Origin of the sequence: Streptomyces sp. NPDC056580, assembly GCF_042793175.1 — a bacterium.
Taxonomy (GTDB): Bacteria; Actinomycetota; Actinomycetes; order Streptomycetales; family Streptomycetaceae; genus Streptomyces.
In genome coordinates, this window is the sequence record NZ_JBHTVE010000013.1 from 29,605 (window position 1) to 43,884 (window position 14,280).

General features: G+C 72.5%; 15 protein-coding genes. 11 read left to right on the forward strand and 4 right to left on the reverse strand.

Translation table 11 applies throughout. The annotated features are described in order from the left end of the window. Positions 1-122: 122 nt before the first annotated feature. A complete protein-coding gene (locus ACFQ9Z_RS27305; protein WP_383024034.1) occupies positions 123-854 on the forward strand; it encodes an SseB family protein in 732 nt (243 codons plus the stop codon). Positions 855-891: 37 nt separating this feature from the next. Here ACFQ9Z_RS27305 and ACFQ9Z_RS27310 read toward each other — a convergent pair whose 3' ends face one another. Then, on the reverse strand, positions 892-1,248 hold the full coding sequence (locus ACFQ9Z_RS27310; RefSeq protein ID WP_281295390.1) for a DUF1844 domain-containing protein: 357 nt from the start codon (positions 1,246-1,248) through the stop codon (positions 892-894). Positions 1,249-1,612: 364 nt separating this feature from the next. On the opposite strand from ACFQ9Z_RS27310, the gene infC reads away from it, so the two are divergent. From infC to ACFQ9Z_RS27355, 9 genes are all read left to right on the forward strand, one after another. Next, positions 1,613-2,251: a translation initiation factor IF-3 gene (infC, locus tag ACFQ9Z_RS27315; RefSeq protein ID WP_383024795.1), complete on the forward strand. Its 639-nt coding sequence runs from the start codon at positions 1,613-1,615 to the stop codon at positions 2,249-2,251. Positions 2,252-2,365: 114 nt separating this feature from the next. Beyond that, entirely contained in the window at positions 2,366-2,560 is a 195-nt protein-coding gene (gene rpmI, locus ACFQ9Z_RS27320) for a 50S ribosomal protein L35 (protein ID WP_006607578.1), read from the forward strand. 101 nt (positions 2,561-2,661) lie between these two features. After that, positions 2,662-3,045 carry a 50S ribosomal protein L20 gene (gene rplT / locus ACFQ9Z_RS27325; protein WP_143635268.1) on the forward strand — a complete coding sequence of 128 codons (384 nt, stop codon included), beginning with the start codon at positions 2,662-2,664 and terminating at the stop codon, positions 3,043-3,045. Positions 3,046-3,211: 166 nt separating this feature from the next. Then, on the forward strand, positions 3,212-4,072 hold the full coding sequence (locus tag ACFQ9Z_RS27330; RefSeq protein ID WP_383024040.1) for a TrmH family RNA methyltransferase: 861 nt from the start codon (positions 3,212-3,214) through the stop codon (positions 4,070-4,072). Positions 4,073-4,122: 50 nt separating this feature from the next. Then, positions 4,123-5,256: an ATP-binding protein gene (locus ACFQ9Z_RS27335; RefSeq protein WP_383024043.1), complete on the forward strand. Its 1,134-nt coding sequence runs from the start codon at positions 4,123-4,125 to the stop codon at positions 5,254-5,256. 146 nt (positions 5,257-5,402) lie between these two features. Beyond that, complete coding sequence (pheS, locus tag ACFQ9Z_RS27340) at positions 5,403-6,524, forward strand: phenylalanine--tRNA ligase subunit alpha (protein WP_383024048.1); 1,122 nt, start codon at positions 5,403-5,405, stop codon at positions 6,522-6,524. Continuing rightward, a complete protein-coding gene (gene pheT, locus ACFQ9Z_RS27345) occupies positions 6,524-9,037 on the forward strand; it encodes a phenylalanine--tRNA ligase subunit beta (protein ID WP_383024051.1) in 2,514 nt (837 codons plus the stop codon). Before pheS ends, pheT begins: the two co-directional genes overlap by 1 nt. A gap of 292 nt (positions 9,038-9,329) precedes the next feature. Beyond that, complete coding sequence (locus tag ACFQ9Z_RS27350; protein WP_383024055.1) at positions 9,330-10,670, forward strand: transcriptional regulator; 1,341 nt, start codon at positions 9,330-9,332, stop codon at positions 10,668-10,670. 88 nt (positions 10,671-10,758) lie between these two features. Then, positions 10,759-11,304, forward strand: a complete 546-nt coding sequence (locus ACFQ9Z_RS27355) for an NUDIX hydrolase (protein WP_383024060.1) — start codon at positions 10,759-10,761, stop codon at positions 11,302-11,304. On the opposite strand, the gene ACFQ9Z_RS27360 is transcribed toward ACFQ9Z_RS27355, so the two are convergent. Together ACFQ9Z_RS27360 and ACFQ9Z_RS27365 are read right to left on the reverse strand one after the other, a co-directional pair. Then, positions 11,301-11,558, reverse strand: a complete 258-nt coding sequence (locus ACFQ9Z_RS27360) for a hypothetical protein (protein ID WP_281295387.1) — start codon at positions 11,556-11,558, stop codon at positions 11,301-11,303. The genes ACFQ9Z_RS27355 and ACFQ9Z_RS27360 overlap by 4 nt on opposite strands. Before the next feature lie 193 nt (positions 11,559-11,751). Then, positions 11,752-12,609: a 3-hydroxybutyryl-CoA dehydrogenase gene (locus ACFQ9Z_RS27365; protein ID WP_383024064.1), complete on the reverse strand. Its 858-nt coding sequence runs from the start codon at positions 12,607-12,609 to the stop codon at positions 11,752-11,754. 177 nt (positions 12,610-12,786) lie between these two features. Between ACFQ9Z_RS27365 and ACFQ9Z_RS27370 the strand changes: the two genes are divergently transcribed. Beyond that, positions 12,787-14,061, forward strand: coding sequence for a glycoside hydrolase family 10 protein (locus ACFQ9Z_RS27370; RefSeq protein ID WP_383024067.1), 1,275 nt, complete (start codon positions 12,787-12,789; stop codon positions 14,059-14,061). 1 nt (position 14,062) lies between these two features. Here the strand turns inward: ACFQ9Z_RS27370 and ACFQ9Z_RS27375 are convergent, their stop codons facing one another. Beyond that, positions 14,063-14,263 carry a DUF1918 domain-containing protein gene (locus ACFQ9Z_RS27375; protein WP_383024070.1) on the reverse strand — a complete coding sequence of 67 codons (201 nt, stop codon included), beginning with the start codon at positions 14,261-14,263 and terminating at the stop codon, positions 14,063-14,065. Positions 14,264-14,280 lie beyond the last annotated feature (17 nt).

Here is a 14,280-nt window from a genome sequence, read left to right on the forward strand (position 1 = left end):
CGTCAGCGAGGGCCGGGGCCTGCTGTGAATCCGGCCCCAGCCCCGGCCCAGCCCCGCCCCGCCCCCACCCCCGGTCCGGCCCGGCCCGGGACCGGGCCTGGCCTCCCTATAGGGTCGGGACCGTGGCGAAGAAGAACATTCCCGACCCCGGCTACTCCGACGACGACGGCTCCGCCGACCCCCGGCTGAGCGCCGCGCTCGCCGCCTGGGCCGGGGACCGCGCCGCCGTGGGCCCGGTCCTCGCGGCGCTCAAGGGCGCCCGGCTGCTGGTGCCGGTGGTGGCCGTGCTGGGCGAGGTCGAGGAGGACGAGAACGGGCTGCGCCGCGAGAAGACCAGCGACATGGCGGTGCCGACCCTGAAGGCGGGCGACCGCACCGCCCTGCCCGCCTTCACCTCCACCGAGTCCCTGGCCCGCTGGGACCCGGCGGCCCGGCCCGTCGCCGTACCCCTGCACCAGGCGCTCGAGGCCGCAGCGCACGAGAAGGCGGACACGGTCGTGCTCGACCTCGCCGGACCGGTGCCCTTCGAGCTGACCGGCCCCGCGCTGCTCGCCCTGGCCGAGGGCCGCACCAGCACCGACCCGCTCGCCGACCCGGCCGTGCTCCGGGCCGTGCGCGGCGCCGTCGCCGCGGAGCCGGCGGTCCTGCGCGCCCACCTCGGCCCCGGGCGGGCCGACGGCACCCTGGCCCTGGTCCTCGACCCGGCCGCCGACCCCGCCGGGGCCGCCCGCGCGGTCGCCGGGCGGCTGGCCGCCGACGAGACACTGAGGGGCCGCCTGGTGGGCGGCCTCGACCTGGCACTGCTGCCGGCCGGGACCACGCCTCCGGGCGAGCCCCTGTTCGTGCGGGAGTGAGGACGCGGCCGGGTACGGGACCGGTGCCGCGCCGGGGTCAGCCGTAGATCGGGCCGGTGTACTTCTCGCCCGGGCCCTGGCCCGGCTCGTCCGGCACGATCGAGGCCTCGCGGAACGCGAGCTGCAGCGACTTCAGGCCGTCCCGCAGCGGGGCCGCGTGGAAGGAGCTGACCTCGGTGGCGCTCGCGTCCAGAAGGCCGGCGAGCGCGCCGATCAGCTTGCGGGCCTCGTCCAGGTCCTTGTACTTCTCGCCCTCCTCGCTCAGCCCGAGCTTCACGGCGGCGGCGCTCATCAGGTTGACGGCGACCGTCACGATCACCTCGACGGCGGGGACCTCGGCGATGTCCCGGGTCATCGCGTCGAAGTCGGGGGACTCAGGAGGGGTGTCACTCATGCCCCACACGATAGGCGCTCCCCGTCCCCCCTCCTCAATTAGCCCTTGTCAAGCGATCCTGCTAACCTTGATGACGACCGGCCGGACACGCTGTGCCCGGCCCACAAGTGGAGGCTCCGATCTCCCACCTGACCGTCCTCCGGGGCGGCGGGTCATCCGGTCAGACGGCCACCATCGTTCCGTACGGACGATGGAGCCGTCCGATGTGCGCCCCGCGGTCCCCGCGGCGGTGCTCCGGTAGCCGTGGGAGCCCCGCCTGTGATCGTCCGGGGCATTTTTTGTGCCTCGGCGCGGTTAGGTCTGTAGAAAACAGACATACGCGGCTGTCCGCCAGGCGGTCGCGTGGTGCTACCGAGGAGGATCCATCAGCGCCGAGCCCCGCATCAACGACCGGATTCGCGTTCCCGAGGTGCGACTTGTCGGTCCCAGTGGCGAGCAGGTGGGCATCGTCCCGCTGGCCAAGGCACTGGAGCTTGCGCAGGAGTACGACCTGGACCTGGTCGAGGTCGCGGCGAACGCCCGTCCGCCCGTGTGCAAGCTCATGGACTACGGGAAGTTCAAGTACGAGTCGGCCATGAAGGCCCGTGAGGCGCGCAAGAACCAGGCGCACACGGTCATCAAGGAGATGAAGCTCCGGCCGAAGATCGACCCGCACGACTATGACACCAAGAAGGGTCACGTCGTTCGGTTCCTCAAGCAGGGCGACAAGGTCAAGATCACGATCATGTTCCGTGGCCGCGAGCAGTCCCGCCCCGAGCTGGGCTACCGACTGCTGCAGCGTCTCGCGGAAGACGTCCAGGACCTCGGTTTCGTGGAGTCGAACCCGAAGCAGGACGGCCGCAACATGATCATGGTTCTCGGTCCGCACAAGAAGAAGACCGAGGCGATGGCCGAGGCACGCCAGGCGCAGGAAGCCCGCAAGGCGGACGCGAAGGCCAACCCCGGCCGGTCGCAGAACCCTGCCGAGGCCGAGGAGCCTGCCGAGGAGCCTGCCGAGGCGTGATCCCGGGGGACACACGAGTCCCCGAGGATGTAACCGAAACAAGAGCGACGCTCCACAGTGCCCGGTTTTCACGACCGGGCACCGGAGTGCCACCGACGAGGAGATAACGGCGCTATGCCGAAGAACAAGACGCACAGCGGTGCCAGCAAGCGCTTCAAGATCACCGGCTCCGGCAAGGTGCTCCGTGAGCGCGCCGGCAAGCGCCACCTGCTCGAGCACAAGTCGTCCCGTGTGACGCGTCGCCTCACCGGCAACGCCGAGATGGCCCCGGGCGACGCCGCGAAGATCAAGAAGCTTCTCGGCAAGTGACGCCCCGGCGTCGCCAGGGCGACGCCGTACGTCTGAACCGGGACCCATTCGTTTCCGGGCCGCGTGAGTATCCCCGCGGCCCCGCTACAAGGAGTTAAGAAGTGGCACGCGTCAAGCGGGCAGTCAACGCCCACAAGAAGCGCCGGGCGATCCTCGAGCAGGCCTCCGGCTACCGCGGTCAGCGTTCGCGCCTGTACCGCAAGGCCAAGGAGCAGGTCACCCACTCGCTGGTCTACAACTACAACGACCGCAAGAAGCGCAAGGGCGACTTCCGTCAGCTGTGGATCCAGCGCATCAACGCCGCTGCCCGCGCCAACGGCATGACCTACAACCGCTTCATCCAGGGTCTGAAGGCCGCGAACGTCGAGGTCGACCGCAAGATCCTGGCCGAGCTGGCCGTCAACGACGGGACCGCGTTCGCCGCGCTCGTCGAGGTCGCCCAGAAGGCTCTGCCGAGCGACGTGAACGCGCCCAAGGCCGCGTGACGCCGCGCCGGCTCCAGGCCGGCTCATGGACCCGCAAGCCTCTTGAGGCTTGCGGGTCCAGTCGTTGGGGTCTTCGGCCCGCTGCGGGTACGCCGTGGCTGGTCGCGCCGTTCCCCGCGCCCCTGCGGGGCGCCCCTCCGAGCTCTCCCCGAAGGTGAAGAAGAAGATGCCCCCCGTCAGTCCCGAGCTGATCTCGGCCCGGTCCGGTCGTGTCGTCGCCGCCCGGCGGCTCGGCAAGCGGAACTTCCGGGGCAAGGACCGGCTGTTCCTCGCGGAAGGCCCGCAGGCCGTCAGGGAGGCCGCCGGGCACCGCGCGGACGGCGTCCCCACGCTGGTCGAGCTGTTCGCCACGGTCGAGGCCGCGGAACGGTACGCCGACATCGTCGCAGCGGCCCGCGAGGCCGGCGCCCGGGTGCACCTCGCCTCCGAGGACGTCATCGCCGACATCTCCACCACCGTCACCCCGCAGGGCCTGGTCGGCGTCTGCCGGTTCCTGGACACCCCCTTCGAGGACGTGCTGGCCGCCCGGCCCCGGCTGGTCGCCGTGCTCGCCCACGTGCGCGACCCCGGCAACGCCGGAACCGTGCTGCGCTGCGCCGACGCCGCGGGCGCCGAGGCCGTCGTGCTCACCGACGCCTCCGTCGACCTCTACAACCCCAAGGCCGTGCGCGCCTCCGTCGGCTCCCTCTTCCACCTGCCGGTCGCCGTCGGCGTGCCCGTCGAGCGGGCCGTCGAGGGACTGAAGGACGCCGGAGTGCGCATCCTCGCAGCCGACGGGGCGGGCGACCGCGACCTGGACGAGGAACTCGACAGGGGCACCATGGGCGGCCCCACCGCCTGGGTGTTCGGCAACGAGGCCTGGGGGCTCCCGGAGGAGACCCGCGCGCTGGCCGACGCCGTCGTGCGCGTCCCCATCCACGGCAAGGCCGAGAGCCTGAACCTCGCCACCGCCGCCGCCGTATGTCTCTACGCGTCGGCGCGCGCCCAGCGCGCCTCCGGAGGGTGCCGCTCCGTCACCGAGAGCTAGTAGGGTGGCCAGCTCGGGGCCCTGCGCCGTCTGAGAGGTGGGGTACGGGGATGAGGGTGGTCGGCAGCAGCACCGCGCCGGACGGGCGCGACGTGCGCCGCGCGCCCGCGCCCCTCCACGCCGACCAGGCCGGCATCGACCCCGACCAGTTGCCCGACGGCCTGGTGACCGCCGACGAACACGGCCGAGTGACCTGTTTCAACGCCGCCGCCGAACGCATCACCGCCATCCGCGCCGGGGACGCCCTCGGCCGGCACCTGGAGAAGGCGCTCCCCCTGGAGGACCTGGAGGGGCGGCGCTGGTGGCAGCTCACCGACCCCTACGGCGGCCTCGCCATCCGGGTGCGGCAGCCGGAGCGCAACCTGCTGCTGCCCGGCGGACGCGAGGTGCTGGTCTCCGCGCGGTACGTGCGCGCCGAACCCCTCGGGCCCGTGCGCGGGGTGATCGTCTCCCTGCGGGACACCGAGGCCCGGCACCGCACCGAGCGCAGCCACGCCGAGCTGATAGCGACCGTCGCGCACGAGCTACGCTCCCCGCTCACCTCCGTGAAGGGCTTCACCGCCACGCTGCTCGCCAAGTGGGAACGCTTCACCGACGACCAGAAGCGGCTGATGCTGGAGACCGTCGACGCCGACGCGGACCGCGTCACCCGCCTCATCGCCGAGCTGCTGGACATCTCCAGGATCGACAGCGGACGGCTCGAGGTGCGCCGGCAGCCCGTCGACATCGGCGCGGCCGTCGGCCGGCACATCCAGGCCTACGTCGCAGCGGGCCTGCGGGCCGACCGCTTCCTGCTGCGCGTCGAGCAGCCGCTGCCCGCGCTGTGGGCCGATCCCGACAAGGTCGACCAGGTGCTGAGCAACCTGCTGGAAAACGCGGTGCGGCACGGCGAGGGAACCGTCACCATTGACATCACGCCCGCGGCATCCCCGCGCGAGGGCGAGGAAACGGCCACGTCGGTCACGGTGAGCGACGAGGGGCCCGGCATCCCGGAGGAGTCCATGAACCGCGTCTTCACCCGCTTCTGGCGGGGCAGCAAGCGCGGCGGCACCGGTCTCGGGCTGTACATCGTCAAGGGCATCGTCGAGGCCCACGGCGGCACCATCACGGTCGGTCGCGCCCCCGGCGGCGGCGCCGAGTTCCGATTTACGCTGCCCGTGTGCGCGCCGGCGTATCTCGCCTAGCGGCCCACGGGCCATTCGTCCACCCCCGCCCCGTTAGACTCGGCCTTTGGCACCACTGTGTCCTGTACACGGCCCGCAGCGAGCCACCGCCGTCTCGGAGTCGGTGACGGGGACCGTCCGCCAGCCAATCGGAAGCACGGGAAGAAATGTCGGCACCCAATAAGTCGTACGACCCTGTCGAGGTCGAGGCGTTGAAACCGGAAGAGATCGAGCGCATGCGGGACGAGGCGCTCGCCGCCTTCGCCGCCGCGGACTCCCTCGACGCGCTCCACGAGGCGAAGGTCGCCCACACCGGCCCCGCCTCCCCGCTGGCGCTCGCCAACCGCGAGATCGGCGCCCTGCCCCCGCACGCCAAGGCCGACGCCGGCAAGCGCGTCGGCATGGCCCGCGGCGCCGTGAACAAGGCCCTCGCCGCCCGCCAGGCCGAACTCGAGGCCGAGCGGGACGCCCGCGTGCTGGTCGAGGAGGACGTCGACGTCACGCTGCCGTACGACCGCGTCCCCGCGGGCGCGAGGCACCCGCTGACCACGCTCTCGGAGCGCATCGAGGACGTCTTCGTCGCCATGGGCTACGAGGTCGCCGAGGGCCCCGAGGCCGAGGCCGAGTGGTTCAACTTCGACGCGCTCAACATCGGCCCGGACCACCCGGCCCGCGGCGAGGCCGACACGTTCTTCGTCGAGGGCCCCGGCGGCACCGCCGACTCCGGCGTCGTGCTGCGCACCCACACCTCGCCCGTCCAGATCCGCTCGCTGCTCAGCCGCGAGCTGCCGGTCTACGTGATCTGCCCCGGCCGCGTGTACCGCACCGACGAGCTGGACGCCACCCACACCCCGGTCTTCCACCAGGTCGAGCTGCTCGCCGTCGACGAGGGCCTGACCATGGCCGACCTCAAGGGCACCCTGGACCACATGGTCCAGTCGCTGTTCGGCGAGGGCATGAAGACCCGGCTGCGGCCGAACTTCTTCCCGTTCACCGAGCCGTCCGCCGAGATGGACATGGTGTGCTACGTCTGCCGCGGCGAGTCCGTCGGCAACCCCGACCGGCCCTGCCGCACCTGCTCCAGCGAGGGCTGGATCGAGCTCGGCGGCTGCGGCATGGTCAACCCCAAGGTGCTGGCCGCCTGCGGCGTCGACCCGGAGAAGTACAGCGGGTTCGCCTTCGGGTTCGGCATCGAGCGGATGCTGATGTTCCGCCACAACGTCGAAGACATGCGAGACATGGTCGAGGGTGACGTCCGGTTCACCCGGCCGTTCGGGATGGAGATCTGATGCGGGTCCCGCTTTCTTGGCTGCGGGAGTACGTCGACCTGCCGGCGACCGAAACCGGCCGTGACGTCCAGGCCAAACTCATCTCGGCAGGCCTGGAGGTCGAGACCGTCGAGCAGCTCGGCGCCGACCTCAAGGGTCCGCTGGTCGTCGGCCAGGTGCTCACGATCGAGGAACTTGAGGGCTTCAAGAAGCCGATCCGCTTCTGCACCGTCGACGTCGGCGAGGCCAACGGCACCGGCGAGCCCCAGGAGATCGTCTGCGGCGCCCGCAACTTCGCCGTCGGCGACAAGGTCGTCGTGGTCCTCCCGGGCGCCACGCTGCCCGGCGGCTTCTCCATCGCCGCGCGCAAGACCTACGGCAAGACCTCGCACGGCATGATCTGCTCCAGCGACGAGCTGGGCATGGGCGACGACGGCACCCACGGCATCATCGTGCTGCCGCCGGAGACCGAGGTCGGCAAGGACGCCGTCGAGCTGCTCCAGCTCGTCGACGAGGTGCTGGACATCGCCGTCACCGCCAACCGCGGCGACTGCCTGTCCATCCGCGGCGTCGCCCGCGAGACCGCCATCGCCTACGGCCTGCCGCTGCGCGACCCGGCGCTGATCGACGTGCCCGCCCCGAACGCCTTCGGCTACCCGGTCAAGGTCGCGGAGCCGGTCGGCTGCGACCGCTTCACCGCCCGCACGGTCACCGGCCTGAGCCCCGAGGCACGCTCCCCGATCTGGCTGCGGCGCCGGCTGCAGAAGGTCGGCATGCGCCCGATCTCGCTCGCCGTCGACGTCACGAACTACGTGATGATGGAGCTGGGCCAGCCGCTGCACGCCTACGACCGCAGCCTGATCCAGGGCACCATCGGCGTGCGCCGGGCCGAGGAGGGCGAGAAGCTCGTCACCCTCGACGGCATCGAGCGCGCGCTGCACTCCGAGGACCTGGTCATCACCGACGAGCGCGGCCCGATCGGCCTGGCCGGCGTGATGGGCGGCGCCAACACGGAGATCGCCGACCACGAGGACGTGGAGAACGCCACGACCGACGTGGTCATCGAGGCGGCCCACTTCGACGCGGTCTCGATCGCCCGCACGGCCCGCCGTCACAAGCTGTCCTCCGAGGCCTCCCGCCGCTTCGAGCGGGGCGTCGACCCGCAGGCCGCGGCGGCCGCCGCGCAGCGCACCGTGGACCTGCTGGTGCTGCTCGCGGGCAGCACGGCCGAGGCCGGCGTCACCGAAGTCGTCGCGCCCTCCGCCCCGCGGACCATCACGGTCCCGGCGGACCACCCGGACAGGGTCGCGGGCGTGGAGTACGGCCGCGAGACGGTGGTGCGCCGGCTGCAGGAGATCGGCTGCGACGTCTACGGCCAGGACCACCTGGTCGTCACCGTGCCGTCCTGGCGTCCCGACCTCACCGAGGCCAACGACCTGGCCGAGGAGGTCATCCGCCTCGAGGGCTACGAGAACCTGCCCTCCACGCTGCCGAAGCCGCCCTCCGGCCGCGGCCTGACCCACCGCCAGCGGCTGCACCGCCGGGTCGGCCGCGCGCTGGCCGGCGAGGGCTACGTCGAGGCGCCGAACTACCCCTTCCTCGGCGAGCAGGTCTTCGACCAGCTCGGCCTGGAGCCCGATGACCCGGCCCGCCGCGTGGTGAAGCTGGTCAACCCGCTCAACGACGAGGAGCCCGCGCTCCGCACGACGCTGCTGCCCGGCCTGCTGGGCGCCCTGCGGCGCAACGACGGCCGCGGCTCGCACGACCTGGCCCTGTTCGAGACCGGACTGGTGTTCCAGCCGCGCGAGGAGCGGCTGCCCGGCGTGCACCTGCCCGTCGACCGCCGCCCGACCGACCAGGACGTCGCCGCGCTGAACGCCGCGCTGCCCGAGCAGCCCCGGCACGTCGCCGTGGTGCTCACGGGCGCCCGCGAGCAGGCCGGCTGGTGGGGCAAGGGCCGCCCGGCGGACTGGGCCGACGCGATCGAGGCCGGCCGCGTCGTCGCCCGGGAGGCCGGTGCCGACCTGATCGTCCGCAAGGGCCAGTACGGCCCCTGGCACCCCGGCCGCTGCGCCGAGCTGCTCGTCGTCGCCGACGGCGCCGAGCGGGTCGTGGGCCACGCGGGCGAACTGCACCCGCGCGTCATCAAGGCGCTCGGCCTGCCCGAGCGCACCTGCGCGATGGAGCTGGACCTGGACGCCCTGGCGGCGGCCGGCCACGGCGTTCCGCAGGCGCCGGCCATCTCCACCTTCCCGGTGGCGACGCAGGACGTCGCCCTGGTGGTCGACAGGCCGGTCCCCGCCGCCGAGGTCGAGGCGGCGCTGCGCGAGGGCGCGGGCGAACTGCTGGAGTCCATCCGGCTTTTCGACGTGTACGAGAACGCGGAGCAGCTCGGCGAGGGGCGCAAGTCCCTGGCCTACGCGCTGCGGTTCCGCGCGGGTGACCGGACGCTGACCGTGGACGAGGCGTCCGCGGCCCGGGACGCCGCGGTCGCCCTGGCGGGCGAGCGGACCGGAGCGGTGCTGCGGGGCTGACCCGCGTCGAGGCGGCCCGCCGCGCGGGCCGCGTGCCCGCCGGCGGCGGACGGACCGGCCCTGCGGGGCCGGTCCGTCCGTCTTCGCCCACCGCCCCCGAGCCGCCGTGGCCGACCCGGCCAAGCCACCGCTTTTCGAGGGGGAGCCGGCGGCTTGGCCGGGCGACCAGTCAAGCGGCGGGACCACGCTCCGCGACAGCGCGCACACGGCCCGGGTGCGCGCACTCCGTTCACACCCCGTGTGAAGGCCGAGCCACTACGCTGACGGTCACCAGGCCACTCGGGGGGCACTCATGCAGCCCAACACTCTGCTCGACGCCATCCTGGACGAGGCGGGCATCTCGCACGCCGGTCTCGCCGCCCACGTGAACCAGGCCGGGCGCGGACGGGGCCTGGCGCTGCGCTACGAACACACGGCCGTGGCGCGGTGGCTGAAGGGCCAGCGGCCGCGCGGCCAGGTGCCCGACCTGATCTGCGAGGTGCTCGCCGGACGGCTGCACCGGCCGGTCACGCTCGACGACATCGGCCTCGGGGTGCCCGGCGAGCCCAGCACCCCGCACACCGGCTCGCTGTCCGGCTTCGTGGAGCGGGCCACCGCGCTGTGGCGCTCGGACGAACAGCAGCGCCCGCACGTGCTCGGCGCGCCCGCGGTCACCGGCACCCCCGCCGTCATGCCGGTGTGGGAGTGGGAGAACCCGCCCGAGGACGTGGACGTCTCGCGGGGCGGCCGGCACCGGGTCACCGCGGCCGACCTCGAACTGCTGCGCGCCGCCCGCAGCCACTACGAGCAGATGTACCGCAAGGCCGGCGGCGTCGCGACCCGGGCGCGGATCGTCGGCTTCCTCAACGCCGAGGCGGCCCCGCTGCTGCGCGGCGGCTACACCGACGCCACCGGACGCCAGCTGCACCGGGCCACGGGCGGGCTGGTGGCGATCGCCGGCATCTGCGCCTACGACTCCGACGCGCACGGCCTGGCCCAGCGCTACTTCCACCAGGCGCTCCGGCTGGCGAAGGCCAGCGGGGACCGGGGACTCGGCGCCTACGTGATCGCGCTGCTGGTCAACCAAACGCTGTTCATGCGGGAGTACCGGCAGGCCGTCGCGTTCGCCGAGGCGGCCCTGCGCGCGGCCGGCAGGCACATCACCCCGGCCCTCGCCTCCGACCTGTACGCGATGCAGGCCAAGGCGTACGCCCACCTCGGCGACTCCGGCAGCGCCCTGTCCTGCATCCGCCGGGCCGAGACGGCCGCCGACCGCATCCGGCGCGGGTACGAGCCCGACGAGACCGGCTACGTCCAGCCCGGCCTGGTCAACGTCCAGGTGGCCGAGGCGCTGCTGAGCCTCGGCGAACTGGCCGCCGCCCGGGAGCACGCGGCGGCCGCGGTGGACAACCCGGCCCACGACCGCGGCCGGGTTCACCGGCTGGCCATGCTCAGCACGATCGAGCTGCGCCAGGGCAACGCCGACAACGCGGTGGCCACGGCCGTGCGGATGGCCGAGCAGGCGCGCGGGATGGAGTCCCAGCGGCTGCGCGACAGACTCCGCGCGGTGCGCGAGCACCTGGTGCGCTGCGGCTCGGCCGGGACCGCCGAAGCCGCCGAACTCATCGACGGCGCACTGCGCGTACCGCTGTAGGCGTACCGCGCGTACCGCTGTAGGCCCACTGTAGGTACACAGCCCCTGCTGCGATATTGCCCCTTACTCGGCGGAAGGTGGCAGAACCGTGCAGTGGACGAAACAGAACGAACAAACTGTGTATGAAAACCGCTGGTTCAGCGTCAATCTCGCGGATGTGGAGCTGCCGGACGGCCGGCACCTCGACCACTTCCTGATCCGGCTGCGGCCGGTCGCCGTCGCCACGGTCGTCAACGAGGCCAACGAGGTCCTGCTGCTGTGGCGGCACCGCTTCATCACCGACAGCTGGGGCTGGGAACTGGCCGCGGGCGTGGTGGAGGACGACGAGGACATCGCGAGCGCGGCCGCCAGGGAACTGGAGGAGGAGACCGGCTGGCGGCCGGGACCGCTGAACCACCTGATGAGCGTGGAGCCGTCCAACGGCCTCACCGACGCCCGGCACCACATCTACTGGTCCGACCGCGGCGAGTACGTCGGGCATCCCGTGGACGACTTCGAGTCGGACCGCCGGGAGTGGGTCCCGCTCAAGGTCGTCCCCGACCTCATCGCCCGGGGGGAGGTCCCGGCCGCCAACATGGCGGCCGCGTTACTCCTGCTGCACCACATGAGGCTCGCCGGCGACGTCGCCGGCTAGCGGGCCAGCGCCTGCCAGACCGTCACGACGAGGGCTCCGAGGGCGGTGAGGACGGCGAGCGAGGGCAGGGGCCAGCGCGCGTGTTCCAGCGAGGCCATGCGCGTGTGCAGGTCGTCCACCTCCTTGGCGGTCTCCTCGGCGCGGTGACTGAGCAGGGCGAGTCCTCCCTCGACGCGGGCGTAGGCCACGTCGAGACGGCGCCGTAACTCTGCGAGTTCACCATGGACCACGGGATGCTCCGGTTCGGCGCTCACGGGTCCACTCCTTTCCGTAGTCGGACGTAGGGGTTCCGCACCCCTTGCATGCGCATGCAGAGTCAACTCGGCTGGTGGGCGCGTGGGGAGCGTGTGTGACGGGCATATGCGGGCCCGGCGCGCACACGGCGTGTGAAACAGATGGGCCCGGCACCGAAACCGGTGCCGGGCCCACGGGCGTAGCGGACGGTAATCAGTAGCTGTAGAAGCCCGATCCCGTCTTCCGGCCGAGCCGGCCCGCCTCGACCATGCGCTGGAGCAGCGGGGGAGCGGCGTACAGCGGCTCCTTGTACTCGGCGTACATGGAGTTGGCGATCGAGACGATGGTGTCCAGGCCGATCAGGTCGGACAGCTTCAGCGGGCCCATCGGGTGGGCGCAGCCCATCTCCATGCCGTTGTCGATGTCCTCCCGGCTGGCGATGCCGGACTCGAACATCCGGATCGCGGAGAGCAGGTAGGGCACCAGCAGCGCGTTGACCACGAAGCCGGAGCGGTCCTGGGCGCGGATCGCGTGCTTGCCGAGCAGCTTCTCGGCGAAGGCCTGGGCGCGGCTGAGGGTGCCCTCGGAGGTGGTGAGCGCCGGGATCAGCTCCACCAGCTTCTGCACCGGGGCCGGGTTGAAGAAGTGGACGCCCACGACGTGGTCGGGCCGGGAGGTGGAGACCGCCAGCTTCACCAGCGGGATGGAGGAGGTGTTGGAGGCGAGGATGGCGTCCGGACGGGTCACCACCTGGTCGAGCACCTGGAAGATCTCCGTCTTGACCTGCTCGTTCTCCACCACGGCCTCGATCACCAGGTCGCGGTCGGCGAACTCGCCGAGGTCCGTGGTGAAGCTGAGCCGCGCCTGCGTGGCGTCCCGCTCCTCCTCGGTGATCTTGCCGCGCTCGGCGGCCTTGGCCAGGGAGTTGTACAGCCGGGTGCGGCCGATCTCCAGGGCTTCGCCGGTGGTCTCGGCGACCTTCACGTCCAGTCCCGCGCGGGCGCACACCTCGGCGATGCCGGCGCCCATCTGGCCGCAGCCCACGACTCCGACGCGCTCGATGTCGGTCACATCGTCCCCTTCGCTGGTTCTCCGGCTTTGTCCGGGTGTGGCAGGCCTCCTGGTCGGCGCCTGCTCCGATCGTGCACGTTACCGCCAAGTATCGATGATCGATCGCGCGGGTGGGGGCATCCTGGGGCGCGGGACGATCCGTGAGGGCGCGGATCCGGAGGGTATGGGGGTGCGGGTATGGGGCGGATCTCACGCCGGGCGTTCGCGGCCGCGGCGCTGTCGACACTGGCGGCGGCCGGGGCCGCCGGAGCCCAGGACGCGTACGCGGCGTCCGGCAGCGCGGGCGCCGGCGCCGGGCGGACCGCGGCGGGCCGGCACCGCGCGGCCGCCGAGATGCGGGGCGTGTGGCTCGCGACCGTGACCAACCGGGACTGGCCCTCGAAGCCGGGCCTCACCGCCGCCGGGCAGCGCGCGGAGCTGATCGCCCATCTGGACCGGGCGGTCCGGGACCGGCTCAACACGGTGATCCTCCAGGTGCGCCCGACGGCCGACGCCCTGTGGCCCTCGCCGTACGAGCCCTGGTCCGAGTATCTCACCGGGACCCAGGGGCAGGACCCCGGCTGGGACCCGCTGGGCACCGCCGTGCACGAGGCGCACGCCCGCGGCCTGGAGCTGCACGCCTGGTTCAACCCGTACCGCGTCGCCAACCACACCGACCCCGGCCGGCTGGTCGCGTCCCACCCGGCCCGTGTGCACCCGGAGTGGGTGGTGCCCTACGGCGGCAAGCTCTACTACGACCCGGGCCGGCCGGACGTCCGCGCCTTCGTGCAGCGGGCCATGCTGGACGCCGTCGCCAGGTACCCGGTCGACGCCGTCCACTTCGACGACTACTTCTACCCGTACCCGGTCGCCGGCCAGACCTTCGACGACGACGCCTCCTACGACCGGTACGGCGGCGACTTCGCCTCCCGGGCGGACTGGCGCCGGGACAACATCGACCGGCTGGTCCGCGAGACGGCGGCCGGCATCCGGCGGGTCCGGCCCGGCACCCGGTTCGGGATCAGCCCCTTCGGGGTGTGGCGCAACGCCACGACCGACCCGCTCGGCTCGGACACCCGGGCCGGCGTGCAGACCTACGACGACCTGCACGCGGACACCCGCGCCTGGGTGCGCAACCACTGGATCGACTACATCGTCCCGCAGCTCTACTGGCACATCGGCTTCGCCGCCGCCGACTACGCGACCCTGGTCGAGTGGTGGGCGGAGGTGGCCCGGGGCACCGGCACCCGGCTGTACGTCGGGGAGGCGCTGTACAAGGCGGGCGCCGCGGGTCAGCCGTCCCAGTGGCAGGACCCGGTGGAGCTGTCCCGGCACCTCACGCTGGCCGCCCGGTACCCGCAGGTGCGCGGACACGTCTTCTTCGCGGCCAGGGAGGTGGCGGCGGACCCGATCGGCGCGATGGCGCGGGTGGTCGCCGACCACTATCGGCAGCCGGCGAGGACCCCGCGCTGAGCTAGAGCTGCTGTTCCTTCTCCTTGTGCTTGATCTGGCAGTCCGGGCCGGGAGACATCACGGCCTCGTGTCCGTCGGGGAAGCGGACCCGGTAGGGCGGGTTGCCCTCCGCGCCCATCACCTCGACGACTATCGACACGTGGTCGTGCTGGCCGACAACCCTGCCGTGCTGGACAAGCTGGTCTCCCACGGATGCATGCATAGGAGCCCTCCTCCTCA

What these genes read in the sequence shown, in the direction of transcription:
- ACFQ9Z_RS27310 (WP_281295390.1), bottom strand. Translation starts at nt 1,248, where the DNA reads ATGAGTGACACCCCTCCTGAGTCCCCCGACTTCGACGCGATGACCCGG.
- rpmI (WP_006607578.1), top strand. Translation starts at nt 2,366, where the DNA reads ATGCCGAAGAACAAGACGCACAGCGGTGCCAGCAAGCGCTTCAAGATC.
- ACFQ9Z_RS27330 (WP_383024040.1), top strand. Translation starts at nt 3,212, where the DNA reads ATGCCCCCCGTCAGTCCCGAGCTGATCTCGGCCCGGTCCGGTCGTGTC.
- ACFQ9Z_RS27335 (WP_383024043.1), top strand. Translation starts at nt 4,123, where the DNA reads ATGAGGGTGGTCGGCAGCAGCACCGCGCCGGACGGGCGCGACGTGCGC.
- pheS (WP_383024048.1), top strand. Translation starts at nt 5,403, where the DNA reads ATGTCGGCACCCAATAAGTCGTACGACCCTGTCGAGGTCGAGGCGTTG.
- pheT (WP_383024051.1), top strand. Translation starts at nt 6,524, where the DNA reads ATGCGGGTCCCGCTTTCTTGGCTGCGGGAGTACGTCGACCTGCCGGCG.
- ACFQ9Z_RS27350 (WP_383024055.1), top strand. Translation starts at nt 9,330, where the DNA reads ATGCAGCCCAACACTCTGCTCGACGCCATCCTGGACGAGGCGGGCATC.
- ACFQ9Z_RS27370 (WP_383024067.1), top strand. Translation starts at nt 12,787, where the DNA reads ATGGGGCGGATCTCACGCCGGGCGTTCGCGGCCGCGGCGCTGTCGACA.
- ACFQ9Z_RS27375 (WP_383024070.1), bottom strand. Translation starts at nt 14,263, where the DNA reads ATGCATGCATCCGTGGGAGACCAGCTTGTCCAGCACGGCAGGGTTGTC.